The sequence below is a fragment of the Actinomyces urinae genome (genome assembly GCF_900119695.1).
Classification (GTDB): Bacteria; Actinomycetota; Actinomycetes; order Actinomycetales; family Actinomycetaceae; genus Gleimia; species Gleimia urinae.
Map to the genome: position 1 here is coordinate 1,144,718 of NZ_LT632547.1, position 26,495 is coordinate 1,171,212.

Consider the following 26,495-nt stretch of genomic DNA (forward strand, 5'->3'; position numbering starts at 1 on the left):
TGCGAGTCAGGCCTCCACAGACTGTTGGTTTGGACGCTTAGTCCAAATCTGGTCTCCCTTAACAGTGTCGATAATCAAGCCGACAGCGAAGCCCAGCAACGCGGGAGTAACCCACGACATGTTGACCGACCCCAGCGGGAACGAATCCAGGAACGGCAGTAGCCAGTTGAATGAATCGCCAATCGAGCGAAGCGCCTCCAACACGCCAAAGCATGCTCCAAGCCAGGTTGCTAGTCGGTACGTCCAGTAGAGTTCGCCGGGCACGAAAATATCGAACAGGGAGATGAAAACGATGCAGATGACGATCGGGTAGATCAGCTGGTTGATTGGAGCCACCACGTTAAGGATTGTTTGCAAACCGAGATTTGCGAGGGCGAACGAAACCAACACGTGGATCGAAACCATCTGGATGCGCGAGATGCGCGGGAACAGCGTCATGAAGTATTGCGAAGACGCTCCGACCAGACCAACCGCGGTAGTGAGGCAAGCGAGCACAACGATAAGGCCAAACAGCGCCTGACGTCCCGACCCGAACAGTTCCACGGAAGCGATCGCCAACGCCTCGGCACCATTGTCCGGGTTAAATGGGCTCATGCGAATACCGATCTGGCCAAGACCAAGATAGAACACGGCCAAGAGTACGCCCGCGATTAGACCTGCCGTAGCTGTGCCCGCAAAAACTTGGTTCTTTGTCTTGAACAAGCCCGAGTGTTGCAACGACGAAATGATGACAATGCCAAACACGAGCGAGGCGATCGCATCCATCGTGAAGTATCCCTTCAAGAGGCCTTCAGCAAAGGGGGTCTGAGCGTACTCTGCGGTGGGCTCGCCCATCGCTACAGGAAGTTTGACCATCGCAGCAACGATCAATACCACCAGCAAAACGAGCAGCGCCGGCGTCAGCCACGCACCAATACGATCCAAGAACCCCTTCGGATTAAGCGCCAAGAAGAATGTGATCGTGAAGAACACTGCCGTGTAAATCAGTAGCGCTCCCGAGCCCGCACGCTCAGCGCCAATCAGCGGTACCGCCGCCATCTCGTAACTAACCGTGCCAACGCGCGGAATCGCATACAGCATGCCCGTGGACAGGAAGATCACAATCGTGAACACCAAGCCCGGATACTTGCCAATACGAGACGAAATGCCCGTCACACCCTCCTGCGACGTAGCCGCCGCAACAATGCCTAGAACAGGTAGTAGCACACCGGTTCCTAGGAACCCTAGAACCGCAGGCGTGAACGAAACGCCAGCGTCCACGCCAATCATGACGGGAAAAATAAGGTTGCCCGCACCAAAAAACATTGCGAACAAAGCCAAACCGGTTACTACAAGCACGTAAGTGCGACTGTTACGCATTTTGCGCACCATCCTTCAAAGGAAAATCGGACGGTCACATTATTATCAAGATTGCTGAAATCGCCGCTAATCCGTCCATTCTCTGGAGAAATTAGCCATTTTGTGAGCTGTTAGATATCAGATACTCCACATTTCAGCGTCGATTTCCATACAAGTGTGTAATACGGGATCTCGATAACGTCCGTTTTGCCATAGCCAAGATGTTCCGCCAAATACCACTGCAAGTTCGCCTGCATCTTCTGCCTATTCGTCGGCGTGGACTTCAAGTAAGACGAGCGTGTGCGCGCCAGCGCCTTAACCCCTTCAATATCGAGACCGGATACAAAATCGGTTTTATGCAACGAGGGTACTGTCCATCGCGGGCCAAGTACTGGGGGCCGGGAGGGGGTGTGAACATCTCCCGAACGCATGATTCGCGTCAGGCGATGCACCCACGGAATCGACACATCCATCTGGTTAAACACAATCGCAACGTGCCCACCCGGACGCAACAGCCTCGCCGTTTCGACCAGTGCCGCGCCAGGCTCAACCCAATGCCAGCTCTGCGCAAACACCACCACATCAGCAAACCCTTGCGGCAAACCCGTATCCTCAGCCACTCCCTCAACAACCTGCAGATCGTCCGAGTGACTTTTCTGCGCAGTAGCCAGCTGGCGCCGCATTGCCAACGCGGGCTCCACCGCCCACACGCGCGCCCCGGCCTCCACCGCTCGGCTCGAAAACTTGCCCGTGCCCGCACCTATATCCACAACCCGCAGGCCGTGTGCATCCGCCACACCTAAGGCCACTCTCACCGACTCGGGCGGATATGAAGGACGATAATCCTGGTACTCACTTCCCGCACGCTCAAATGCGTTAGCTGGCGCGCTCTCATCCCACGGACCGCAAGTGTCCACACGTCCTCCTTCAACTCCTTCGCAAAACCTACCATGCGGCAAAACAGGGCGAGCAGTCGCGTAAATCGCTACGTTTTCAACATGGCATTTTGGATTATGGGAAATCCCAACGCGGCGTTTGCATCGGCTTGCCTTCCCGCTATTCTCGTAAGTAGTTGCGGCTTCTTGGACTAAAGGACCAGTAAAGCCGCCTTAACCTCGAACACAAAGGAGCAGTTTTGCGCATAGGGGTTCCAAGAGAAGGGAACGGGCAGCCACTTGTGGCAGCCACTCCCGATACAGTCAAAAAACTAATAGCACTGGGCTACGAAGTTGCCCTTGAAGAACGCGCCGGAGAGCTAGCCAGCTACCCCGATGCGCAGTATCAAGAAGCCGGCGCGCGCATCGCCACGTCAGAAACCGTTTGGGATTCCGACATCGTGCTAGCGCTCGATGCGCCCACCACGAGCCAGCTAGACATGATGCACGAGGGTGCCACTCTCATCGCACGACTAGCTCCCGCACGTAACCCTGAGCTCATCGAAGCGCTCGCGAACCGGGGTATCACCGCCCTCGCCATGGATACCGTTCCGCGCATTTCTCGTGCACAATCCATGGACGTGCTCTCGTCAATGGCAAACGTAGCCGGCTACCGCGCCATCATTGAGGCCGCTGCCGAATACGGCCGGCTGTTCACCGGCCAGGTTACGGCCGCTGGCAAAATGCCACCCGCACGCGTTTACGTGATTGGCGCAGGCGTTGCCGGACTGGCTGCAATCGGCACCGCAAACTCGATGGGTGCACAGGTTTACGCCACCGACGTTCGCCCCGAAGTTGGCGAGCAAGTTGAATCCATGGGTGCCAACTTTGTTGCCATTCCAGCAGCCAGCGAGGTTTCCTCCGACGGTTACGCCAAGGAAATGACCGACGCCCAGCGTGACGCCGCACTAACGCTATACACCGAGCAAGCCGCGGCCTCCGATATCGTAATCACCACGGCGAACGTGCCGGGCCGAAAGTCGCCGCTTTTGCTCACCGCCCAGGCCGTTGCCGGTATGAAGCCCGGCTCGGTCATCGTCGATATGGCCGCAGCAAATGGCGGCAACTGTGAACTCACGGTCCCCGGTGAGCGCGTAGTCACCGAAAATGGCGTGATCATTCTGGGCATTACCGACCTTGCGGGCAGGCTACCCGCTCAATCATCGCAGCTTTACGGCCAAAACATTGTGAACCTGCTAAAGCTCATGACGCCGGAAAAGGACGGGCAGATCGTTTTCGACCTCGAGGACGAGATTGTGCGCGGCATTACCATCACGCATCTGCGTGATGTGATGTGGCCACCTCCTCCGGTGAAGGTGTCGGCGGCTCCCGCCGCCGCTACCCCCAAGCCAGACCCTGCAGTCGAAGCCGCTCAAGCGGCAGAAGAGGCCCGGAAGGAGGCCGCTAAGAAGCGCAACCGGTTCATCTGGACCCTGGTAGCTGCAGTTCTTGGCCTCGCCCTGGTATGGGTTTCACCCGCGCCCGTGCTCGGTCACTATATGGTTCTTGCGCTGGCCATTATCCTCGGGTTCTACGTGATCACCTCGGTCACCCACTCGCTGCACACGCCCCTCATGTCGGTAACCAACGCGATTTCGGGCATCATCCTGGTGGGCGCAATCTTGCAGGTTGGTTCTGGCAACCTCCTCGTCTCAACCCTGTCGTTCATTGCGATTGTCGTGGCTTCCATCAACATTTTTGGTGGCTTCACGGTCACGCACCGCATGCTCGCCATGTTCAAGAAGGACTGATATAGGTGTTTACTTCTCTCATTAAAGCGAGCAATCTGCTTCCCGCAGCTCCCGTTGAAACTGCCTCGGCATCGAACGTCCAAACGTTCGTGTCGTTGGCATACATCATCGCGGCACTACTGTTTATTCGCGCCCTCGCAGGCCTCTCCAAGCACGAAACCGCACAGAAGGGCAACAATGCGGGCATCATTGGCATGACCATCGCCCTCATTGCCACGATTGCGCTGGCGCTATCTTCCAATCCTGATCGTGGTGTGGCGGTAACCGCACTGTTGATCGCGGTGGCCATGCTGATTGGCGCAATGATCGGAATTTGGAAGGCACGCAACGTCGAGATGACCGGCATGCCTGAGCTCATCGCGCTGCTCCACTCATTTGTTGGCCTTGCCGCTGTGCTGGTGGGTTACAACTCGTACCTGGCTCCAGATGCGCAGTCGGAGCTCCTCGGCGGCTTCCACCTGGGTGAGGTTTACCTGGGCGTCTTCATTGGCGCGGTCACGTTCACGGGCTCGATCATCGCCTACCTGAAGCTGTCGGCCAAGATTAAGGGCGCCCCGCTGATGCTACCTGGCCGCAACTGGATCAACCTGGCGGCCCTAGTAGTGACGCTGATAATCATGGTGGTATTCATTCGCGAGGGCGGTGTCACGCCGCTCGCAACAGCGATGCTGATTCTGATGACGCTTATCGCTTTGGCGTTTGGCCTCCACCTCGTGGCCGCTATTGGCGGCGGCGATATGCCCGTGGTTGTGTCGATGTTGAACTCCTACTCCGGTTGGGCTGCGGCCGCCGCCGGCTTCATGTTGAACAACGACCTGCTGATTATTACCGGCGCCCTCGTTGGTTCTTCCGGCGCCTTCCTCTCTTACATCATGAGTAAGGCCATGAACCGCTCGTTCATTTCGGTAATCCTGGGCGGATTCGGCTCGGATGGCGCGGTAACTTCCGGCGACGAAGAGCAAGGCACTCACCAAGAGATCCAAGCATCCGAGGTTGCCGATCTACTGAAGGACGCCAAGCGCGTGATGATCACGCCGGGATACGGCATGGCTGTGGCGCAAGCGCAGTACCCGGTTGCGGACCTGACTCGCAAGCTCCGCGAGGCAGGCGTCGAGGTCGAATTCGGCATCCACCCGGTAGCCGGGCGCCTACCCGGCCACATGAACGTTTTGCTGGCTGAAGCGAAGGTCCCTTACGACATCGTTAAGGAACTGGACGAGGTGAATGAGGATTTCGGTGACGTAGACGTCGTCCTCGTCATTGGCGCTAATGACACGGTGAATCCCGCAGCTGAGCAACCGGGCTCCCCGATTGCCGGCATGCCGGTTTTGAAGGTGTGGAACGCCCACGACGTGATCGTGTTTAAGCGCTCCATGGCTACCGGCTACGCGGGCGTACAGAATCCGCTGTTCTTCAAGGAGAACACGAAGATGCTGTTCGGAGATGCTAAAGCTTCGGTAGAAAACATCATCGCAGCGCTATAAACCAGCGCTGGGTCAGAAGGGCGCGGGCTTCGGCTCGCGCCCTTCGCCTTGTCTCACATTGGATCAAAGCGACATTAGAGGGGATCCCCTGTTCGCTTTTACGGCACAATTGATGCGGAATCACACATTTTGAAGGCGCCATATACGAAGTCGCATATTTTGAGCTGTTTTTCGGCTCAGTGACGTGGCTAACACGCGGGCATCCTGTTAGCATTGAGGATGTAGCTCAACCACACAGCGCAGTGAGTTAAGAGCACAAAGTTGTGTCAGATGAGCTTGATTGATTGTTAGCAAATTTCAATTCCGACGATTGGAAACACCGTGGCTCAAATTGTCGTTCTTGGTGCAGGCATCGCTGGTCACACGGCCTCGATGATCCTCGCAAGAGAGCTAAAGAACACAGAACATCAAGTCGTGGTCGTCTCGCCAAAACCAACCTGGAACTGGGTTCCGTCCAACATCTGGGTTGGCACGGGCTCAATGCCTCGTGAAAAGGTGGTCTTCGAACTTCGCCCACTTTACGAAAAGTACGGCATCGATTTCCGCCAGGCGGCCGCTCACAACATCTACCCGGAGGGCACGGAAGATAACCCGCGTCCGCAGGTAGAGTTCGAATACACCGATCCGGCTCACAAGGGCCAGACGGATCGCGTTGAGTTTGACTACTTGATTAACGCAACCGGCCCGAAGCTGAACTTCGCGGCAACGCCGGGTCTTGGCCCAGACGGCGGCTTCACGCAGTCGGTGTGCACCGATGCTCACGCTGAGGTTTGTGGTGAAGAGTTTCTTCGCGCGGTTAACCGCATGAAGAACGGCGAGCGCCTCCGCTTCGTTATTGGTACCGGCGCCGGTAACTGCACCTGCCAGGGCGCTGCTTTCGAGTACACCTTCAACACCGACTTCGAGCTTCGTCAGCATGGCGTGCGCGACAAGGCAGAGATCGTTTACATCACGAACGAGCCCAAGCTCGGCGACCTCGGCGTTGGCGGTATGACGTTCAAGCAGGACGGCTACTACACCACCTCGCAGCTGTGGACCGAGTCCATTTTCCGCGAGCGCGGCGTTAAGGCTATTGCGCAGGTTGCGGTCAAGAACATCGAGGCTGACAAGCTGACGTACGAGAACGCTGACGGCGAAGAGCACGTTCTCGATTACGATTTCGCCATGCTCCTGCCTCCATTCACCGGTATTCCGATGAAGGCATTCGACCGCGAGGGCAACGACATTTCTGACGTTGTCTTTAACCCGGCAGGCTTCATGAAGGTTGACGCGGACTACACGCCGAAGCCTTACGAGCAGTGGCGTGCAAAGGACTGGCCGCGCACCTACCAGAACCCCACCTACGGCAACATGTTTGCTGTTGGCATTGCGTTCGCTCCGCCGCACGCAATTTCTGAGCCAACCAAGACACCGAACGGCACTGTGATTGCTCCGGCGCCTCCGCGTACCGGCCAGCCCTCGGGCACGATGGCAGCCAAGGTTGCTGAGTCCATCCTCGATCGCCTAAACGATCCCAATGCTCCGCTTCGCGAAGCGTCCCTGGGTGACCTTGGCGCGATTTGTGACGCTTCTACCGGTCGTAACATGCTTTCCGGCTCTGCTGCCGCGATGGTCATGTACCCGGTTGTTCCGGATAACACCGTGTACCCCGAAACGGGTCGTCACCCCACCCTCACGCAGGGTGAACTCGGCCTGTTCGGCCACTGGGTCAAGATCCTGTACCACTACCTGTTCATCTACAAGGCGAAGGCCCTTCCAGGCTGGAACCTACTGCCGGAGTGATCAACATGTCAGAAAAAACTGCGGAAGCAATGAAGACTGTCGAACAGCTTGACCCGCGAACGGCTGCACGTCTTGCACGAGCACCGCTTCCAACCAAGTACACGACCTTCAAGCGTAACTTCATTCCCTACCAGCTTGTGCGCTTCGCATTGTTTAACATTCGCACGCTCGACATCGTGCGTCGAAGCATGTAACAGCGCTACATAGTTGAATACTGATTTTGGTGGGCCACGAAAGTGGTCCACCAAAACTTTTCCCAAGAGATTCTCAGGTTAGTTTTATGCCCTACCCAGAAAAGGGACATACATTTTTATTTATCGCTGAGGAAATCGGCGAGGTGCTGTTTTCAGATTTGTTTCCTCGATACTGAAAACCTTGCATTGTGTTGATGGGATGACATGGGGGTGGCCCGAGCTTTAGCTCGGGCCACCCCCATGTTTCATACTCGAGTACGAAGCGTTAACACTCTGATCTGAACCGTATTACAGCAAGCCCTCCTGCTTGAGAATCTGAGCAACTGCCACCCGGTTCTCGCCTTCCAAAGGCAGTACAGGCTCTGGCATTTGTGCAGAGTCAAAAACGCCCATCAGGTTGAGAGCGGTCTTGAATCCTCCTACACCAGCAGCGAAACCAAACTCGCCACGCGACACTGACGTGATGCGCATGAGGCGCGCAGCCTTAGTTTGGAGTTCTCGCACACGGTCCCAGTCACCGGCCTGGTATGCCTTCCACTGATCCACGTATAGATCGGGATTAACATTAGCGAGGCCAGGAACAGATCCGTCAGCGCCAGATAGGTATGCGCCGTCAACTACGACTTCATGTCCGGTAAATACCTGTAGCGGGTGACCTGCGAGCTCGTTAGCCATCGTGAGGTAGCGGAAGCTCACGTCGTCGCCCGACGAGTCTTTAACACCTGCCAGCACGCCATCAACTCCGAGACGGACCAGCATGTCTCCCTGTAGCTTGATGCGAACGCACTGGGGAAGGTCGTAGGCGAAAATGGGGAGGTCCGTGGCCTCGTGGATGAGACGGAAATGACGCTCCACTTCCTTTTGGCCCACGATTGCGTAGAACGGGGCGGTAGCGACAATAGCGTCGACTCCCATCTCTTCCGCAACGCGCACGTGTTCGAGGACGCGCGGGGTGGTGGTATCGATAGCGCCGGCCATAATGGGCACACGACCGTCTGCGACGCGCAGCGCGGTCTCAAGTATTTGTCGCCTACGCTCATCAGTGCAGAACACCACTTCGGAGGACGATCCCAGCACGAATAGACCGTCTACGCCGGCCTCGATCATGCGATTCAAGGACCGCTCGTAGGAAGCGACATCAAGTTCATGATCGTCGGTAAGCGGGGTAACAACGGGGGGAATAATTCCGTGGAATTTCATGATTGTCCTCAAGCCTTAGTGGTTCCTAGATCCGGGTGCAGCAGTGACGGTGCTGCACCAAGAAGAGTCTTTGTGTATGGATGCTGTGGATTCTCAAGCAACTGCTTGGCTGGCCCCTGTTCCACGACCTTGCCGGAGTTCATCACAGCAATGATGTCGGAAATGTAACGAACCGTCTGGATGTCATGGGAGATGAAGACCATTGCGAGACCAAGTTGGTTTTTCAAATCCATCAGCAAGTTCAAAATCTGGGCGCGAACCGACACGTCGAGTGCAGACGTGGGTTCGTCTGCGATGATCGCATCTGGGCTGAGCGAGAGCGCGCGCGCAATAGCAACGCGTTGACGCTGACCGCCAGAAAGCTGTCCGGGAAGCGCGTCTAGAGCTGAATGAGGTAGTCCCACCATGTGGATGAGTTCTTCCACTCTAGCTTCTCGATCAGCTTCACTTCCGATTTTGTGGACTCGAAGAGGGTCCATCAGCTGGTCACGCACCGCCATGCGAGCGTTCAATGCGGTTGCGGGATCCTGGAACACTACAGAAACCACGCGTCCAATCTTGCGCCTATCCGCCGCCGATCGTTTGGTGACTTCGTCGCCACGGAAGAACACTTTGCCCGACGTTGCGGACTGCAGGCCACACATAACGTTGGCCGTAGTGGACTTTCCGGAACCGGATTCACCCACGAGGCCGAGGACTTTGCCGGGCATCAGTTTCATGCTGACGTCTTGCACAGCATGAACCTTGTTCGGGCTGAAAACCGAGCCGGTACGGGTTTTGAACGTTACGCTGACGTCCTGTAGTTCAATGATTGGCCCATCGTAAGGGGCGAGTTCTGTCATTGAAGCTTTGCTAGCCATTATTTGGCCTCCCCATTCAACTCGTTTTCAACAGGCTTGCCGGGATGTTTTGGCGGCTCGTATCCCGCCTCGATCCAAACGCTGTCTGGCTCGGCAGCGTACCTGTGGCTGACGCCCGGAATACTCATGATGATCGGCTTCGTTTGCAGGCCTACATCCGGGTGGGATGAGCGGGGCGCAAAGCGGTCACCGTCGGGGAAATCCCGCGGCGAAGGCACCGTGCCGGGAACCTGGTGAAGTCGTCCTGATCCGGCCTCGATTGAGAGCACGGAGCCCAGTAGGCCGCGCGTGTACTCGTGAACCGGGTTGACCAGAAGTTCCGATGTCGTTGCCTGCTCCACAACCTGGCCGGCGTACATGACGGTAATCTTGTGGGCTACTTCGGCAACTAGAGCGAGGTCGTGTGACACGAATACCATGGCGAAGCCTAGCTTCTCACGAAGCTCGTTGAGCAGGTCGATCACTTGGCGTTGAACGGTGACGTCGAGTGCCGTGGTGGGTTCGTCTGCGATGATGAGCTTCGGATCGCGGGTGAGAGCCATTGCAATGAGGACGCGTTGACGCTGACCGCCGGAGAGTTCGTGCGGGTAGGACTCGAGCGTTCGCTTGGGGTCCAAGCCCACGAGCTCGAGGAGCTCTTCTGCGGTGCGGGTTCCCCCACGCTTGGTCAGCTGCTTCATTTGGGAGCGAATCAGCATGGCGGGGTTGAGCGAAGACAGGGCGTCTTGGTAGATCATTGCCAGTTCGTGACCGAGGAGCTTCTGACGCTCCTTGGGCGTCATCTTCAACAGGTCGCGACCCTGATATAGGATTTCTCCGGTAATCTGCGCCTTCGGGTCAATCAACCCCATGATGGTGAGAGCAGTGATCGACTTGCCACATCCGGATTCGCCTACAAGGCCCATGGTTTCGTTCTCGCGCACTGAGAATGAAACACCGTCTACCACATTCACGTCGCCGTGGCGGGGGAATTTGATCGACAGGTTCTTCACCTCGAGTAGCACTTTGCCGCTTTCCACAGGGGCAAACCGGTCGGTGCGCTCACGCTCAACGGCGGCCAGTTGGTTGATGCGCTGCTGTAGCGATTCGGCTTGCTCAGCGTAAGCGAGACGCGGGTCAAGGAGCAGGCGATCTTCCTTCCGCTCGCCTGAAACTGCCTGAACCTTCTGGGTGGATGCGGGGGCGGCAACCATTGCGTCCGTGATGCCTTCGGACAAAATGTTGAGGCACAGAACGGTCACCATGATCATGATGCCGGGGAACGTTGCGGTCCACCACATGCCCGCCAGGATTGAGCCGGATGAGGAGGCATCGGAAAGCACGTTACCCCAGGTGGGAACCATGGTTGGCTGCAGGCCCGAACCGATGAAGGTAAGGGAGGCTTCCAGGATGATCGCGTCAGCGACAAGGACGGTTGCGAACACGAGGACGGGTGCCGCGGTGTTGCGCACAACGTGCTTGGTCACGATCCACGGCGCCCTTGCACCAGAGACAATAACTGCACGCACGTAATCTTCGCCGTAGGCGCTCATGACGTTGGCGCGGACAATGCGCGCGATCTGGGGCGTGTAGACGAAGGCGATAGAGACGATGATGACCGTGACGATACCACCGACGTTGTCCGCATCCAGACGTTTGCTGAAGACCAGGACCATGACGGCAGCCATTGCGATGCCAGGAACCGCCATGATGATGTCCATGATGCGCATTATGACTTCGTTAACCCACTTGCGTGAGACGGCGGCAACGGCGCCGATGATTGACCCAACGAAGAGGGCTCCGAGGGCTGCGAACAGGCCGATGGAGATTGAGTATCGACCACCGTATAGGAGGCGGGAAAGGATGTCGCGACCCACGTGGTCGGTTCCGAACGGGTGTTCACCACCCGGGGCAACCCAGTTAGCGAAGGTTTGGGACGGACCGTAGGGCGCGATAAGGGGCGCGAGTAGCGAGAGTAGTACGACGAACGCGATCACGAAAATGGAGATGCGCGAGCCGATCGACATGTTCTTGAAACGCGTGAACTTAACGCCCGGTTGAGTAACTTTTTCTAGCTTTTTCTTTTTTGAAGTCATCGCTGTTTACACCGACCTTATGCGCGGGTTGATTAGCAGGTAGAGCATGTCGACGATGATGTTGACGATGATGAAGGCGATTGCGACAACTAGCACGCCACCTTGCACCAGGCTCACGTAGTTCGCTTGAATACCGGTGACGAGTACGCGTCCCATTCCCTGCAGGTTGAAGATGATTTCGATAACTACTGCGCCACCGATTAGGTAGCCGACGCGCAGACCCAACACAGTGACAGGGGTGATGAGCGCGTTGCGCAGAACGTTGCGAGATATGACGACAGCGCGAGGAATGCCTGCGCCAAGTGCAGTGCGGACGTAGTCCGAGTCAAGCTCTTCAACCATTGACGTTCGAACCACGCGGGTCATTTGACCAATTACCGGGGTTGCAAGAGCAACGGCCGGTAGCAACATGCGAAGGAACCAGCCGGAAAAGTCACCGGTGATTGAAGGTAGGGGGCCTGACACCGGGAGGGGTGATCCAACGAAGCCAAGCACGAGGAGGCTGGCTAGCCAAAATGACGGGGTTCCAAGGAAGATGACTGAGAGTACGCGGATCACTTGGTCTGGCCACTGGTCGCGGTAGATAGCTGCGATGATTCCTAGCGGGAATGCAAAGATGACCGCGATGAGGAGGCCGAAGAATGTTAGTTGCAACGTGATTGGCAGTGCGGTGCGCACAAGGTCCGAGACTTTGTTTGCGCTACCCACGCCGTAGGATCCAAGGTCGCCCTGGATCATGCCGGCCATGTAGTTGAGGTATTGAACTAGAAACGGATCTTTTAAGCCGTTGTCGATCCGGAATTGTTCGAGCGCCTCAGGGGTGGCAAATTCGCCAAGCGCTGAGTAGGCGGGATCGATAGGCGACAGGTACATGATGAAGAAGACCACTAAGGTCGCTCCAATCACCATGATCGGGAGAGCGATGAGGCGCCGACCGAGAAGTCTAAGAAGATTATTCACAACCCATTTCCTGTTCTATCTGCGCTAAGAGATGACGCAGATTTTTGGTGGGGGTTTATTGGAAAGGTGAAGGGAGGGGCGGGACGTAATCTCGCCCCTCCCTTGCTTAGATACGGGTTACTTGACGGTTACGCCAAGTGCTTCAAGGCCGGTGGTGCCGATGCCTTGGAAGCCAGAGACCTTGTTCTCATTCACACCGGTGATCATGGTGCGGTGGAAGAGTGGGAATACTGGCGCATTCTCAGCAATCAGATCCTGGGCTTCGCCCCACTTAGCCTTGGCTGCATCGCCATCAAGCTGGGAGGCTTCAGCAATGACGTCGCGCAGCTTCTTAAAGCTCTCCGGATCCGAGTTCTGCCAGTAGGTGCGCTTCTGAGTCCAGATGTTGTCGCCATACCACCAGTCGATGATGATGCCGGGGTCTTGACCAAATACCGACGGGTCGCCAGGTGCCATTGCAAGGTCGAAGGTTGGGTCATCAACGTCGGCGTAGTTTGCGTACAGGTCAGCGGAAGCTACGGACTGTACGTTTACCTTCAGGCCGGCTGCCTCGAGATCCTGCTTAACTTGCGGAACGAGGTTCACGATCCAAGCGTGGTCGGTGGTGACCAGCGTGATTTCGGTAAGACCCGCATCTGCGAAGGCTGCCTTCGCTGCTTCGGTGTCGAAGTCGAACTGCGTGGCGGCCTTCTTGTATACCGGGTTAGATTCTGGCAGGAAGGAGCTGGCTACTACCGCATCACCTGCAAGACCCTGCTCAACCAGCTTCTGACGGTCGATTGCCTGGTGGAATGCACGGCGTACCTCAGGCTTGTCGAAGGGTGCCTTTGAGGTGTTGAACATGAGGAACGCGTTGTTGTAGCCCGGGGTTTCCTGGATGGTCCAGCCGGCGCCCTCAACCTGCGACTTGAGCGCAGAGGGTACGGTTTCCATGATGTCAATGGTGCCGCCGAGTGCTGCGGAGAGGCGAGCCGAGTCATCCTTCAAGATATCCCAGTGCATCTTCTCTACCGTTGCGGGCTTGGAGCCGTTGTAGAACTCGTTCGGAACCGCATCAATAGCGGTATCGGTGATGGATTCGTACTTGTACGGGCCGGTACCAACGGGGAATGCCGTCATCTCTTCCTGCGTGGAAGAGGCGGGAATTACCTTGACATTCACGAGGCGCTGCGCCAGGTTGGCGAACGGGTACTTCAGCTTGAACACGAGGGTGGAATCGTCTTTTGCCTCTACTGAGTCCACCATTTCGAAGAACTGCTTGTAGATGGAGGTCTCATCAGTAGTGCGCGTCCAGGACTCGAGGTAGTCCTTTGTGGTCACGGGGGTGCCGTCAGAGAACTTGGCGTCCGCGCGCAGCGTGGCTTCGTATTCGGTGTCGGAAACCTGCTTGAGTTCTCCGTCAGCAAGTGCCGGGTAGACCTCGTACGTTGCCATGTCGAACTCGTACAGGCCTTCCATTACGTGCCAGTTAGACCCCATTGCAAGAGCCGAGGACGTGGTGGAAGGATTGTAGTTGGTGGTTTCATAGGCTACACCCAGATTCAGGGTGCCGGTGGGTGCACCACCATTATCGGCAGCACCTGTGGATTCCGTGCCGCCCTTGTCTGCCCCTCCGCCACAAGCTGAGAGCGCAAGCGCCGCGGCTGCCGCAACTGCGGCTACTTTGGCCCAGCGTTTCGAAGAACTCATTACTTTTCCTCTCCGTTGAGAAATGGGAATGAAACGGATTCGCTTCACTTCTGAAACAATAAGCATCGGTGCTTAGCATCAGTTAGGATAATCGTATGATGACAGACAACCTAATGCAAGCGTTTTTGGAAACCACTTCTAAAAACCTGCTGAAGAGCTCAGACTCTGGCAGAATCACGTCTGTTCACAGGTCCAAAGCCACTATGGACGCGGTGAAAACCTACATACTTGACCATCAGCTCAAGCCCGGCGATCCGCTGCCCACGGAGATTCAGCTATGTGAAGACCTCGGTGTCTCCCGCTCCTCCGTGCGTGAAGCTATTCGCAAGCTCGAAGCCCTTGACATTGTGCGAGTTCAGCAAGGACGCGGCTCGTTCGTTGGTGAGATGTCACTTCAGCCGATGGTAGAGACATTGATTCTGCGCTACGCTCTCGATCATTTTGAGGGATCAGAATCCATGCGACACGTGGTGGCCATTCGCAGATACATCGATCTTGGAATGAGTAACAGCCTGGCTCGAGAGATGAAGGGAACCTCCAATCCGGAGCTAGAAAAGCTGGTTGAGGTGATGATCAAGAAGGCGGAGTCCGGACAGACCTACCTAGAAGAGGACATTGCATTCCACAACGGGATCTCCTCCTACCTGGACAACAGCCTGCTAAATCAGTTGGTTGCGGCAATGTGGATGGTGCATCAGTCTTTCATTCCGGACATGGAACATAGGATCAAGCAAGATCTGGTGTCCACAGCGAAGGCTCACGCTCTCATGTTAGAAACCGCTCAGGCTGGTGACGCTGACGCGTATCGCGATGCCGTATACGCACACTATGAGCCGCTTGCAAACATTCTTGATCTCAGCTGATTCAAGACAATGAACATTTCACCGTGGCGCGCCCCGCTTGGGGTAGCGCCACGTTAATTTGAGGACAACGATGATGATGCCCGGTAGCGTTTGGTTTTCGAAGTGGACTGGCGGTGCGGCCACCGTTATGAGCGGCCCCGACTGGACCCTCGGCGTGGATGGCGACTGCCTGGTGTTCTCGGGAGAGAAGCCAGGCCCCTTTCACTACGTGTTAGAGGACACGCGCCTGAAAGGCGAGCATACGGTTGCGCTTTATGCTGGTGGACCGACACGCATTTTCTTGGACGGATACGAGGTGTGGTCTACGCCTATAACCGTTAGTGATCCGGTGGATGCGGATTCTTCGATACAGGTGCCCACTAACGCTTATGAGGAGATTGCACGACTGGCAAAGCAAGGTAGCACGCTACCAAAGGCACTAGTTGAGTTTGCGGCAATGGAGCTCAGTGAACGCGATGCCGCGCGCATTGGTGAGGTGCGTGAATGGGCGGTACACGCGCGCTTCCGGGTGCGCGGAGAAGGCCAGTACGGCACCGTGTTTGCCGCCCAAAACCGGGGTAAACCCACACTGTCTGCTTTCGTTTGTAAAGAGGGCATCCGAGTGGAGCTCCCCGCAACAGATACGCGGGTAGAGTGTGATGGCCGTTGGTCCGATGGGCGCTGGCACGACCTCGTAGTCGCATTTGGAGGCGGAGCTATTGAGGTTTTTGTGGACGGCTGGATGACGGGTCATGTTCCTGGTTCCGCGCCCCACCTTGATCGCTTCGTGATTGGGCAATCTCCACGCGGCGAACGCCTGATGGGCGAGGTTGGTCGCGGCGGCATATACCCGGCATTGAACGACCAGCAGGTTGCGGCGCTGAGCCGACGCGCCCCCGTGTTGCAAAACCCCGTGTTCGACCTCTTCCCAAACGGGATTTTTCACAGAATTCCCAGCCTGTTACACCACAGCAGTGGACGCCTGGTAGCGTTCGCAGATGCGCGCCATGGTCTGCCAAACGATTCTCCGAATGTAACCGAGATTGTCACCTCGTTTTCAGATGATGAGGGCGCCACGTGGTCTGATACGCAGACTATTGCGGGCTATCCGTCAAACCCTAAGGAACCGATTTCGGTTACGGACCCGGCGTGCGTGGAGGATGCGAAGGGCCGTATTCACTTACTGTTTGACCTGTATCCAGCCGGCATTGGCTTGTTGAATTCGCAGCCGGGTCACGGCCATGATGGCAAGGACCTGCTACTGCGAGCGAAGGACGAGCAGGAGTTTTTGATACCCGGAGGTTGGCCGCAGCGGCCAACGCCGGTGGTGACACGTAGCGGTGAACCCACCGAGTTTGTTGCCGAAGCCGGCCCGCAAATTCTTGGAAGGGGCCCGCTAACGGTAGTTCCAACGGGGCACATCGCTATCGTGACGTCCGCGGATAGGGGTGAAACCTGGTCAAGTCCTCGCCTAATAACTGCCGAGGTTAAAGACGAGTGGATGACGTTCCTGGGAATCGGACCGGGCGCGGGAATTTGCTTGCGCCGTGGAAAGAACGCGGGCCGCCTGTTGGTGCCGGTGTATTTTTCAAACGAGGATGCCTCGCAGTTCTCGGCCGCCGTAATCTACTCCGATGACCACGGCCAAACATGGCAACGTTCCGGTTCCACCAATGACGCGCGCATGGTAGACGGGAAGCAGGTGGATCCGCGCCGCTTCACTAATCCCGCGGCAACGATGTCAGAGTCCGCGATAGTTGAGCTACCCGATGGCTCCGTTGTGATGTTTTCGAGGTCGCAACGCCCGTTCATCCAACGCGCGGTTTCGCGAGACGGGGGTCTAACTTGGGGCGAGGTCACGGAAGAGACGCAGATTTCGGAGATCTTCTGTCAACCCGCAGCAGTGGCCAAGGGGGATTTCGTGTACTTCGCCAACGCGTCGCGAATGCTGCCCTACCGAGGCTGCGGAACACTGTACCGAGCCAGCGCGCAAAGCCTCACTAGCACAGGAGCGAAGCCGAATTGGGTCAAGCTAGCGATCAATCCGCGCCATCACGGCTATCAGAGCATCGTTGCCCTCGAAAAGGGCATCGGCATGCTGTGGGAGCGAGAAACGGCGGGCGTTTGGTTCAGTTTCATCCCCTTTTCCCTCTTCCCAGGCCAATAAATGAGGGCTGGGCGCGACACGCGCATGATTACCGAGCGCGGAATTGAAAATTTCGGCCAACCACAAAGTAATATGCTCATAAAGATCTAACTAACGCGAAGCCAAAGAGGGCGCCCTATGAACGCACACCCCACTAGAACTTTCATAATGCAGATACTGCGATTACTGGTCTGGGTGATTATCGCCGTTGCGCTAGTTAAGTTCGCGTTCTTTCCAAACCAACAGAAGGCGCCGGATTTGGCGGGAGATGGGGACTTCGCGTTCCCCACTACGCAGGTAACGCGCTCCGATATTTCCCACGAGGTCACGCTAGACGCGTCAGTCGTGCGTAACAAGTCGGAGACGGTGAAGGCAACGGCGCAGGGAACCGTCGTGTGGATGTTTGTTGAGGACGGCGCAAAGGTAAACGCGGGCGATCGTATTATGCAGATCATGCAAAAGGTAGTTCCTGAAACTCCCGATCCCGGCCCCGATGGTGAAGCGGGGCCGCCCCCCGCCGCGGTTGTGACCTACCACGACGTGGTTGCGGCCTCGCCCGGCACGATTTCTTTGGATGCCCTCATCGACCAACAGGTTGAGGTTGGCACACCCGTTGCAACTATCGTGCCCGACACGTTCCACGCGGAAGTTCCCGTGACGCCCGATCAGTTGTATTCGCTTCAGGGCGTTCCCGAGGAGGCCGAGCTGGCCGTCACCGGCGGCCCCGCACCGTTCAAGTGCACCGGTCTTAAAACCGTGACCGGCTCCCCGGTTAAAAAAGAGGGCGAAGAGCAAAGCAACTCCGGCCCTCAGCTTCGCTGCGATATTCCCGAATCAGAGCTCGTGTTTGACGGTGTTAAAGCCAAGCTAATCATTCATGGCGGCGAAGCCAAAAACGCCCTCGTCGTACCGGTTACGGCTGTAGAAGGTCGCTACCAGAAGGGCACGGTCTACCTCCCCACGGATGACATCACGCAAAAGCCCGAAAAGGTTGAGGTGAAGCTCGGCATTTCAGATGGCTACCTCATTGAAATCAAAGAGGGCCTAACGGAAGGACAGGAGATTTTGGAGTTCGTCCCCCGCCAGGACAACCAGAATAATGATCCGGCTGGTGACGACATGGGCGCGGGTGGAGTCGGTTAAACCGTGTTAGAACTTACCGGCGTAACCAGAACGGTCACTCTTCAAAACGGCAATCCCCTCCCGATTTTGCGCGGGGTTGACCTAACCGTGTCCGCACGCGATCACATTTCTATTGTCGGCCAGTCCGGAACGGGAAAGTCGACGCTACTGAACATTATCGGCATGTTGGATTTACCTGATTCGGGTACGTACATTTTTGCCGGCAAGGACGTAGCTAAGCTCTCCGAAAGCAAACGTGCGGCTCTGCGCGGCAGCTCATTTGGTTTCGTATTCCAACAGTTCAACCTGTTCAATGCGCGCACGGCCCTAGAGAACGTCGAGGTGCCGCTGCTGTATTCGTCCTCTACGAAAACGCTGTTGCGCCGCTCAAGTTTGGCTGCAGAAATGCTCGAGCTTGTGGGCCTAGGGGACCGTTTAGAGGCGATGCCCAGCCAGCTGTCGGGTGGCGAGCAGCAGCGCGTTGCGATTGCTCGCGCCCTCGTACGCAGACCAAAAGTGATCCTCGCGGACGAACCCACCGGCGCCCTCGACCTGCAAACCGGCAGCATGGTGATGGACCTGCTGGAGCGAGTGGCAGCAGAGATGAACTCCGCCCTCATCATCATTTCGCACGACATGCAGGTGGCGGCTCGCGCGAAGCAGATTTATCAGATTTCCGAGGGCGTCCTGGTTGAACGTAGCCACGAGCAGGTAAACGATGCTTTAGCTACCCGGTCTTTGGAGGTGGAGGCGCAGTGAATAAGGTTTTGAGCGCCCTCATCGAGGCCTGGGGCGAAATCAAGATTAACAAGGGTCGGTTTGTGCTATCGCTAACGGGTGTGGCCGTGGCCGTCTGGGCAATGGCCACCGTCCTGGCGCTAGGTTCGATAGCGCTTGCAACCGATGAGTATTTCCAAACTATCTCGGGAAACAGGCCAGGTGTTCTCACCTTCCAGGCCACGCCTTCAAGCGGTGACGGCGCCAATCCAGAAAGCAAGTTTGGCCCCTACGGCCCCTACGGTCCCGCTGGTTACGACACCGGGTCTGGTCAGCCGCAGTTTGGCAAGAGCGCCGAGCTCGTAGAAGATTCCACCGGTACGCGCACAAGTAAGTTCGGGGCAGCCGCGCGGGAGGCCATGGCGGACCTGAAGGTCACCAACTGGTCGCGTTCGGTGAGCGTATCTCCGAACATACGCACCTCCTCGTGGTCCTCCAAATGCGATTACAGCAAGGAAGACTGCTACGAAAAGCAGGTGGATCTAAAAGGCGTTGACCCCATTTACTTCAAGTTTTTTGCACGCCAGCTTTTGGTGGGGCGGTTTATTAATGACGCTGACGCTATGCTGCAGATGAACCCTGTTGTGATCAACGAGAAGCTATGGGACAACATGGGCAGGCCCAACCCGCTTAACTATCCGCGCATAATTGTTGAGGGCGATCCTGGCTTAACCCTTACCGTCGTGGGCGTTGTAAAAGGCCAAACGCGGTGGGATCAAAACGAGATTTTCATGCACTACGACGGCTTTATTGGTTCCCAACCCCGTCTTGCCGCAGGACAAAACGATATCCCGAATCTCGAATCTGGCGAGCTTCGCGCCTTGGTTCCCGTTGGTGAAGAAGAGCATGCGAATGATGTTGTGTTAGCCACGCTGAAATCTCGGCTTGGGCCTAACTGGCAGGTGGATGGCTACTGGTCTGGCGAACAGTCCGATGTGGGCGAGGGGCAGCGAGCAATCATTACAACCATCGTCTCCATCATTGGTGGCATTGTGATCATGCTGGGCGCATTCGGTTTGCTAACCGTTTCGATTGTGACGGTTCGCCAGCGCATTCGCGAGATTGGCATCAGGCGTGCGATGGGCGCATCCGCTCGGCGCGTGTTCTTCTCCGTATTCCTCGAATCCGTAGTGGCTACTACGGCCGCCGGCTTTACGGGCGTGCTGCTATCGATCCTCACTATCCGGCTTGCCCCTAGCGATTGGTTGGATTTCCCGATCCCGATCTCTTCCATCCCGTACCCCATGACCGCCGCCCTTCTGGGCGTCCTCATCGCGGCGGGTGTGGGAGCTCTTGCAGGCATCATTCCCGCGGCCATCGCGGTAAGGGTAAAACCGATCGACGCGATCAGGTACTAGCAACTAACAGCGTTTGGCCCGCTTACCCCGATACTTATCGGAATGTAAGCGGGCCTTTTCACTGTTCTGGATGGGATTCGCTAAACAAACTGGTTGACCCACGAAGCCTGTTTTAGGAAGTGGTGTAGGCCGCCGCCATCGTGCCCGGCGTAGGGGTACACCTCCATTTCGGCGGGCGCGTTATAAACGTTGTAAGCCGCATATGTGGTTGAGGGCGGCACCGTCACGTCCATCATGCCGAGGCTGAACAGTGCCGGGGCCTGGGCAATGCGAGCAAAGTTCACGCCGTCAAAATAGTTCAGTACTTGCTCGTAGTGGTCTACGCGGCCCGGGTGAGTGTTAAAGAAGCGCGCTAGTTCGCGATACGGATTGTCATCCGTGAGGTCAACTCCGCGCATAATGTAACAGAATCCAGCTACATCTGGCATGGAGGCACGCACGCGATCATGAAGGGCCCCCGCCGCGATGGACAGGTAGCCACCCTGGGACGCGCCCGTAACGAACACCCGTGACTTATCCACAAACGGAAGCTCCAACGCAGTATCCACAACCATTACCGCGTCGGTTACCAGCCTGCGAAAATAGTACTCCTCCTTGTTTTCAATCCCGTTCGCCATGAAGCCGCGAGCGTGAGGAGAAGCTGGATGAGGATCCGGCGTGGCAGCGTATCCTCCAAAATCCCCGCCCTGCCCGCGCGAGTCCATCGACAGGTGCACGTAGCCGGCCATAGGCCAGTGCGGGTAGGCGCCAGGGATTCCTCGTCCCCCTCCATATCCGTGATACTGCACCATGATTGGCAGATCATTTTGCTGCATGAAACCTGCCGGCCCGGACAGCCAGCCACGGATTGGATCCCCCATAAAACCGGGGAATTCGAGATCGTAATACTCCACCTGCTTATACGGGGTGTCAAGTGCGGTAAGCGAATAAACAAGGCCGCCTTGAGCGACCTTCTGGCGGGTTTGCGCCAGCGTGTCTTCCCAAAACGAGGTGAAGTCAGAAGGCATGTGCACGTCGGGTTGGAACGTGCGCATCTCGGTCAAAGTCAGATCTGTAAGTGCCACCCCACCAGATTAACGCTCGCCCGCGAGTGCGATTCCATTTTCAAGACCAACGCCTCTTTCATCAGATGTCTTATTTGTTAATATTTGAGAGAAACATTTTGTGCACGCAAAGGAGCCAACGGTGGCACTATCCTCCTCAATACTTGCAACCAGTGCCCGGCGTTTCATCGCCATAGACATTGGCGGCACCAAAATAGCGTCCGCCATCGTCGAACTTGCCGGCGATCTTCCCCGTGTTAGCAACAAGTCCGAGGTTCCCACCCCTGCCCAATCCGGCTCCAAGGCTGTAGTTGAGGCCGTGTTTGAATCTGTTCGACGTTGCCTCGCCATCGAAAATGAAGCCCCCGCGGCTATAGGCATTGCATCTGCCGGTGTTGTGAACACTGAAACCGGCGCGATCATTTCCGCAACGGATTTGATTAAGGGATGGGCGGGCACGCCACTGGCAAAGCTGGTTGAGGAAGAGTTTGGTTTGCCCGTGGCCGCGTTGAACGACGTGCACGCTCACGCGTTTGGAGAATGCACGTTCGGAGCGGGTAAAGGCTACGATTCCGTTCTTGCGGTGGCCGTTGGCACCGGCATTGGCGGGGCTATTGTTGTAGGCGATGAGCTCCACATGGGTGCGCACTTCGCCGCTGGACACGTTGGCCACGTCCCCCACCCTCTCGCGGCCGGTTTCCTCTGTTCGTGCGGCGCTAGTGGACACATCGAGTCCGTTGCGTCCGGTACCGGCCAGGTTGATCTTTACAATGCGCGCACAAGTGCGAATGAGGACCGGGCCAGGAGCGGGCGGGAAATCACTCAGCGCGCGCAGGATGGCGAGGCCCTTGCCAGGCAGGTTCTGGCCGACTCTGGCGCCGGACTGGGAGATGCTATTGCGGGGATCGCGAACTGTGTTGACCCTCAGGCCGTGGTGCTATCAGGTTCGGTCACAAGATCGGGCGAGATCTGGTGGTCCGCCCTCAAGAACGCATTCCAAGCTGGCGCCCTGCCCATTCTTAAAGAAATCGAAATACTTGAAGGCACGCTCGGATCTGACGCTCCCCTACTTGGCGCCACTACCTGGGCCGCTTCCAAACTTGCAGGAGTAAAAAATGAACGATAGAGCAAACACCCTTCTACAGCAGATCAAAGGCGGCCTTGTAGTCTCGGTTCAGGCCTACCCAGGCGAGCCGATGCGCCACCCCGAAACAATGGCACAGATTGCGCTCGCGGCACAGCAGGGCGGGGCGGTAGCTATTCGCTGCCAGGGCCTAGCCGATATTTCCGCGATTCGCGGCCAGGTGGACGTACCCGTAATCGGTCTGTGGAAAGACGGCCACGACGGCGTATTCATCACCCCCACGTTGCGCCACGCGCGTGCTTGCATGATGGCCGGAGCCGACATTGTTGCTCTTGATGCCACGCGTCGCCCCCGCCCGGATGGTCTAACCTACGCAGAAACTGTTGCGGCCCTGCACGATGAGGGCGCCGTTGTGATGGCTGATTGCGGGTCTTTTGAGGACGCAGTTATGGCCGCCGAGGCCGGCAGTGACATTCTCTCCACAACCCTTTCGGGATACACGGGTGAACGCCCCAAAACCGATGGCCCCGACTTTGAAGTGCTCCACCGCATCGTCGAGGAGTTCCCCAATCATCCCGTACTGTGCGAGGGCCGTATCCACACGGTTGATCAAGCCCGCCAGGTAATGGAAGCGGGGGCTTGGGCGGCCGTGGTTGGCACCGCAATCACGCACCCCACGTCAATCACCAAGTGGTTTGCCGCTGCCGTCCAAGAGGGCGCGGCCAAGTAGCTAACAAAAGCCGGTAGCGGGATGCCGCTACCGGCTTTTTGCCTAATCTTGCAGTTCGAACTCGACCTCAACCTCAACCGAAGCGTCGAGCGGGAGCGCGTTCACTCCAAGCGCGGAGCGCACGTGCTGGCTGCCAAAAATCTCTTGGTACAGCTCCGACGCCCCATTAATCACGGCCGGTTGGGCGTGGAAAGCGCGCGAGGAAGCCACAAAACCCGTCACCTTCAGTACTCGCTTTATGCGGTCCACTCCCCCGGCGGCCTCAGCTGCGGCAGCCAGTGCGTTCAAAGCACAAAGGCGCGCGGCCTCATACGCCTCCACCGGACTGGTCCGGTTCGGTCCAACGCGGCCCTGGCACGTCACTCGCCCGTCCGCCATCGGCAACTGACCGGACGTGCGCACCGTGTTTTCAAACACGAGGGCTGGCGTGTAGGCCGCTACAGGAGCCACCACTTTCGGCAACTCGATACCAAGTTCTTCCAAACGCTCACTAACACTCATAGCAGCTCCTTTCGCCCCAAATTTATCAAGCGAGCTCAAGCCAAAACTAAAACCTCGCGAAGATTCGCGGCACTCGGCACACAGAATTGAGCGCGCCTTAACTAACGGGTATCGTCCACAATTCGAGCAGAAGATGAGCGCCTTTCGGAGCACGAAGCGTTTTACTGATATTTTCCCATTAGAAAATGGCATTCGAGATTGGAACCGTGATGAGCGATCCTCAAAATACCCCATCGGGGCCACAGGCTGGTGAGTCTGGGTCAAACCCAGAGAAGCTACAACGAAAGCTTGGGGCTCGCCACCTGAACATGATCGCTATGGGCGGCGCTATCGGCACCGGCCTCCTCGTCGCATCAGGCGGTTCTATCTCCCAAGCTGGACCAGGTGGTGCCCTAGCCGCCTACGCAGCCATCGGTTTCATGGTGTACCTGCTGATGCAGTCGCTGGGAGAAATGTCCACATGGCTACCCACCGCAGGTTCGTTCGAGAACTGGGCAACCCGCTGGATCTCACCCTCATTTGGTTTTGCAACCGGATGGAACTACTGGTTCAACTGGGCTATCACCCTGGCCGCAGAGATCGTGGCCGTGGCGCTAGTCATGCGGTACTGGTTTCCAGACGTGCCCTCCTGGGTGTGGTCGGCCGCGTTCCTCACCGTCCTGTTCCTTATCAATGCATTCACTGTGAAGGGATTTGGCGAAACTGAGTTTTACCTCGCCCTCATCAAAGTCGTCACGGTGATCGTATTCCTAATCGTTGGCGTTGCCATGATTTTTGGCATTTTGGGCGGCCCGTCTCCCGGCACGCAAAACTGGACTTCAGGTGATGCCCCATTTGTTAACGGATGGTTGGGATGGTTCTCAATCATGATGATCGCGGGCTTCTCGTTCCAAGGCACCGAGCTTATTGCGGTTGCCGCAGGCGAGGCCGAGAACCCGGAGCGCACCATCCCTAAGGCTGTGCGCACCGTGTTCTTCCGCATCACCCTGTTCTACATTGGCGCGATTGCCGTTATTGGATTCCTGTTGCACTACTCTGACCCACACCTGCTGGCGGCAGATATTGGCGACATTTCCATCTCTCCCTTCACCCTCATTTTTGAGCGCGCTGGCATTCTGGCTACGGCAACCATAATGAACGCAGTGGTGCTGACTGCAATCTTGTCAGCAGGAAATTCCGGCATGTACGCCTCCTCCCGGATGCTGTACTCGCTTGCCCTCTCGGGCAAGGCCCCCAAGATTTTCACCAAGGTAAACAAGCGCGGAGTGCCCATGCCCGCCCTCCTGGCCACCACCGCAGTAGGCGCATTCGCATTCATCACATCACTGATTGGAGATGGAGCGGCCTACCTGTGGCTCATCACCGTCTCGGGCCTGTCCGGCTTCATCGTGTGGGCCGGCATTGCGTGGAGCCACTACCGCTTCCGTAAGGCCATGAAAGCCCAGGGTCACGATCCAGCCGAGCTTCCGTTCCGCTCCAAGCTGTTCCCGCTGGGACCCATCGTTGCCCTCATCATGGTTCTAGTCATTATTTTCGGGCAGAACATGGAGATCTTCTCGGGCCAGTTCAATGTCGGCGCAATCTTCTCAACCTACGTTGGCCTGATCGCGTTCCTGCTACTGTGGATCGGCCACAAGATAGTTACCCGCTCGAAAATGGTAGACCCCGCAACCGCTGATCTTTCCCGCGTGGACCACTAAAACACTCGTTGTTTGTGGCAAGCAGTGAGACAACTGCGTGAGAGCAGGGCCCTTGCTAGGCGATGCGCAAAACGTTGCTGGAGCGGCGTAGCGCCTCGATAGTAGAGGCGGATTTTGCCAAGCCTTCCAAGGAATTAACCTCAATCAAGACGCCCAGAACGCTTGGGTTGCGACGCAAGCCAGTGATGGCCTGTACGGGCGTATCGGAGTTTACTGAAACGATCACTGTAGTTCCCGCCCGGCGCGCCGCCGCGAGGATTCCTGCGGTAGCCTCCGCCCCGAAGTCCGATGCGCTAAACGAGACGTAGCTCAAACCCACTATCGACATTGCGCGCATTGCCTGACGGACCGTTCGCACACGCACACCCCAATTGCGAACCAGGCCCTCATCCTTCAAGGCGTGAAGCACCTGCACCTGCTTGCGCGACAACAAATGATCGGCGCACTGTCCGGTTAACTGCACGATATCTAGGCTTTCCCTGCCCGTGCGTTGGAGAGCAGCCAAGACGCTAACTTCAAGAAGCTGCGGGTCCATCCCAAGATCGTGTAGCGCCGCAGGCTCGCTAGGGTTACCGAGTTGGATACTCAATGCTGACTGGGTGGGAGCATTTGCAAGAAGAGATTGTGAAGAAGAGTCCGTGGCCTCAACAAAACGCAAGCCGGAAAGATCAACCCGATCCACGCCGGCACGCTGCGCGCAGCGAGCGAACGCATTGGTCAAGCTAATACCAACCGGAGCGTCCAGGCTCACCGACTGTGAATCGAACGCCGTATTCATCTCAAACATCGCAACCCCCTATCCTCTTTATGATTAGGTAAAGCTACTTTACCATCTATTGACTTATTTCTTTGCTTCAGTTTGCAATTTGTCTCATTTATCGCAAAAGGCTCGCTCTTTCGAGCGAGCCTTTCCTTAAATCACCA

At 56.9% G+C, this 26,495-nt stretch carries 22 protein-coding genes; 12 read left to right on the forward strand and 10 right to left on the reverse strand.

What is annotated here, in order from left to right:
• Nucleotides 1-6: 6 nt before the first annotated feature.
• The gene (gene brnQ / locus BQ7114_RS06570) at nt 7-1,359 is read right to left on the reverse strand and encodes a branched-chain amino acid transport system II carrier protein (RefSeq protein ID WP_072344903.1); all 1,353 of its coding nucleotides are present in this window, start codon (nt 1,357-1,359) and stop codon (nt 7-9) included.
• A gap of 110 nt (nt 1,360-1,469) precedes the next feature.
• Nucleotides 1,470-2,255: a class I SAM-dependent methyltransferase gene (locus tag BQ7114_RS06575; RefSeq protein WP_072343501.1), complete on the reverse strand. Its 786-nt coding sequence runs from the start codon at nt 2,253-2,255 to the stop codon at nt 1,470-1,472.
• A 218-nt stretch (nt 2,256-2,473) separates the two neighbouring features.
• Between BQ7114_RS06575 and BQ7114_RS06580 the strand changes: the two genes are divergently transcribed.
• The 4 genes from BQ7114_RS06580 (at nt 2,474) to BQ7114_RS06595 (ending at nt 7,484) form a co-directional block, all read left to right on the forward strand.
• Entirely contained in the window at nt 2,474-4,024 is a 1,551-nt protein-coding gene (locus BQ7114_RS06580) for a Re/Si-specific NAD(P)(+) transhydrogenase subunit alpha (protein WP_072343507.1), read from the forward strand.
• Nucleotides 4,025-4,029: 5 nt separating this feature from the next.
• On the forward strand, nt 4,030-5,508 hold the full coding sequence (gene pntB / locus BQ7114_RS06585) for a Re/Si-specific NAD(P)(+) transhydrogenase subunit beta (RefSeq protein WP_143236818.1): 1,479 nt from the start codon (nt 4,030-4,032) through the stop codon (nt 5,506-5,508).
• A 321-nt stretch (nt 5,509-5,829) separates the two neighbouring features.
• Nucleotides 5,830-7,290 carry an NAD(P)/FAD-dependent oxidoreductase gene (locus BQ7114_RS06590; RefSeq protein ID WP_072343513.1) on the forward strand — a complete coding sequence of 487 codons (1,461 nt, stop codon included), beginning with the start codon at nt 5,830-5,832 and terminating at the stop codon, nt 7,288-7,290.
• 5 nt (nt 7,291-7,295) lie between these two features.
• Nucleotides 7,296-7,484 carry a hypothetical protein gene (locus BQ7114_RS06595; protein WP_143236819.1) on the forward strand — a complete coding sequence of 63 codons (189 nt, stop codon included), beginning with the start codon at nt 7,296-7,298 and terminating at the stop codon, nt 7,482-7,484.
• A gap of 288 nt (nt 7,485-7,772) precedes the next feature.
• On the opposite strand, the gene BQ7114_RS06600 is transcribed toward BQ7114_RS06595, so the two are convergent.
• From BQ7114_RS06600 to BQ7114_RS06620, 5 genes are all read right to left on the reverse strand, one after another.
• Nucleotides 7,773-8,684, reverse strand: a complete 912-nt coding sequence (locus BQ7114_RS06600; protein WP_072343519.1) for a dihydrodipicolinate synthase family protein — start codon at nt 8,682-8,684, stop codon at nt 7,773-7,775.
• An 8-nt stretch (nt 8,685-8,692) separates the two neighbouring features.
• On the reverse strand, nt 8,693-9,544 hold the full coding sequence (locus BQ7114_RS06605) for an ABC transporter ATP-binding protein (protein WP_083431774.1): 852 nt from the start codon (nt 9,542-9,544) through the stop codon (nt 8,693-8,695).
• A complete protein-coding gene (locus BQ7114_RS06610; RefSeq protein WP_072343522.1) occupies nt 9,544-11,619 on the reverse strand; it encodes a dipeptide/oligopeptide/nickel ABC transporter permease/ATP-binding protein in 2,076 nt (691 codons plus the stop codon). The genes BQ7114_RS06605 and BQ7114_RS06610 overlap by 1 nt, the downstream gene beginning before the upstream one ends.
• Before the next feature lie 6 nt (nt 11,620-11,625).
• On the reverse strand, nt 11,626-12,579 hold the full coding sequence (locus tag BQ7114_RS06615) for an ABC transporter permease (RefSeq protein WP_072343525.1): 954 nt from the start codon (nt 12,577-12,579) through the stop codon (nt 11,626-11,628).
• Between the two features lie 117 nt (nt 12,580-12,696).
• Nucleotides 12,697-14,268: an ABC transporter substrate-binding protein gene (locus BQ7114_RS06620; protein ID WP_072343528.1), complete on the reverse strand. Its 1,572-nt coding sequence runs from the start codon at nt 14,266-14,268 to the stop codon at nt 12,697-12,699.
• A gap of 98 nt (nt 14,269-14,366) precedes the next feature.
• Between BQ7114_RS06620 and BQ7114_RS06625 the strand changes: the two genes are divergently transcribed.
• The 5 genes from BQ7114_RS06625 to BQ7114_RS06645 all read left to right on the forward strand — a co-directional run bounded on the left by BQ7114_RS06625 (nt 14,367) and on the right by BQ7114_RS06645 (nt 20,513).
• Nucleotides 14,367-15,131: a FadR/GntR family transcriptional regulator gene (locus tag BQ7114_RS06625; RefSeq protein WP_230205991.1), complete on the forward strand. Its 765-nt coding sequence runs from the start codon at nt 14,367-14,369 to the stop codon at nt 15,129-15,131.
• A 76-nt stretch (nt 15,132-15,207) separates the two neighbouring features.
• The gene (locus BQ7114_RS06630; RefSeq protein ID WP_195906730.1) at nt 15,208-17,277 is read left to right on the forward strand and encodes a sialidase family protein; all 2,070 of its coding nucleotides are present in this window, start codon (nt 15,208-15,210) and stop codon (nt 17,275-17,277) included.
• Nucleotides 17,278-17,424: 147 nt separating this feature from the next.
• Nucleotides 17,425-18,399: an efflux RND transporter periplasmic adaptor subunit gene (locus BQ7114_RS06635; RefSeq protein ID WP_083431775.1), complete on the forward strand. Its 975-nt coding sequence runs from the start codon at nt 17,425-17,427 to the stop codon at nt 18,397-18,399.
• A gap of 3 nt (nt 18,400-18,402) precedes the next feature.
• Nucleotides 18,403-19,137: an ABC transporter ATP-binding protein gene (locus tag BQ7114_RS06640; RefSeq protein ID WP_072343539.1), complete on the forward strand. Its 735-nt coding sequence runs from the start codon at nt 18,403-18,405 to the stop codon at nt 19,135-19,137.
• Nucleotides 19,134-20,513: an ABC transporter permease gene (locus BQ7114_RS06645; protein WP_072343542.1), complete on the forward strand. Its 1,380-nt coding sequence runs from the start codon at nt 19,134-19,136 to the stop codon at nt 20,511-20,513. Before BQ7114_RS06640 ends, BQ7114_RS06645 begins: the two co-directional genes overlap by 4 nt.
• 80 nt (nt 20,514-20,593) lie before the next feature.
• On the opposite strand, the gene BQ7114_RS06650 is transcribed toward BQ7114_RS06645, so the two are convergent.
• The gene (locus BQ7114_RS06650; protein ID WP_072343545.1) at nt 20,594-21,577 is read right to left on the reverse strand and encodes an acetylxylan esterase; all 984 of its coding nucleotides are present in this window, start codon (nt 21,575-21,577) and stop codon (nt 20,594-20,596) included.
• A 121-nt stretch (nt 21,578-21,698) separates the two neighbouring features.
• On the opposite strand from BQ7114_RS06650, the gene BQ7114_RS06655 reads away from it, so the two are divergent.
• Both BQ7114_RS06655 and BQ7114_RS06660 read left to right on the forward strand, forming a co-directional pair.
• On the forward strand, nt 21,699-22,682 hold the full coding sequence (locus tag BQ7114_RS06655; protein WP_195906731.1) for an ROK family protein: 984 nt from the start codon (nt 21,699-21,701) through the stop codon (nt 22,680-22,682).
• Nucleotides 22,672-23,370, forward strand: a complete 699-nt coding sequence (locus tag BQ7114_RS06660) for an N-acetylmannosamine-6-phosphate 2-epimerase (RefSeq protein WP_072343548.1) — start codon at nt 22,672-22,674, stop codon at nt 23,368-23,370. The genes BQ7114_RS06655 and BQ7114_RS06660 overlap by 11 nt, the downstream gene beginning before the upstream one ends.
• A gap of 42 nt (nt 23,371-23,412) precedes the next feature.
• On the opposite strand, the gene BQ7114_RS06665 is transcribed toward BQ7114_RS06660, so the two are convergent.
• On the reverse strand, nt 23,413-23,871 hold the full coding sequence (locus tag BQ7114_RS06665) for a RidA family protein (RefSeq protein WP_034509829.1): 459 nt from the start codon (nt 23,869-23,871) through the stop codon (nt 23,413-23,415).
• 185 nt (nt 23,872-24,056) lie between these two features.
• On the opposite strand from BQ7114_RS06665, the gene BQ7114_RS06670 reads away from it, so the two are divergent.
• Nucleotides 24,057-25,571, forward strand: a complete 1,515-nt coding sequence (locus BQ7114_RS06670; protein ID WP_230205992.1) for an amino acid permease — start codon at nt 24,057-24,059, stop codon at nt 25,569-25,571.
• Nucleotides 25,572-25,626: 55 nt separating this feature from the next.
• On the opposite strand, the gene BQ7114_RS06675 is transcribed toward BQ7114_RS06670, so the two are convergent.
• The gene (locus tag BQ7114_RS06675; protein WP_072343551.1) at nt 25,627-26,358 is read right to left on the reverse strand and encodes an aldo/keto reductase; all 732 of its coding nucleotides are present in this window, start codon (nt 26,356-26,358) and stop codon (nt 25,627-25,629) included.
• Between the last annotated feature and the right edge of the window lie 137 nt (nt 26,359-26,495).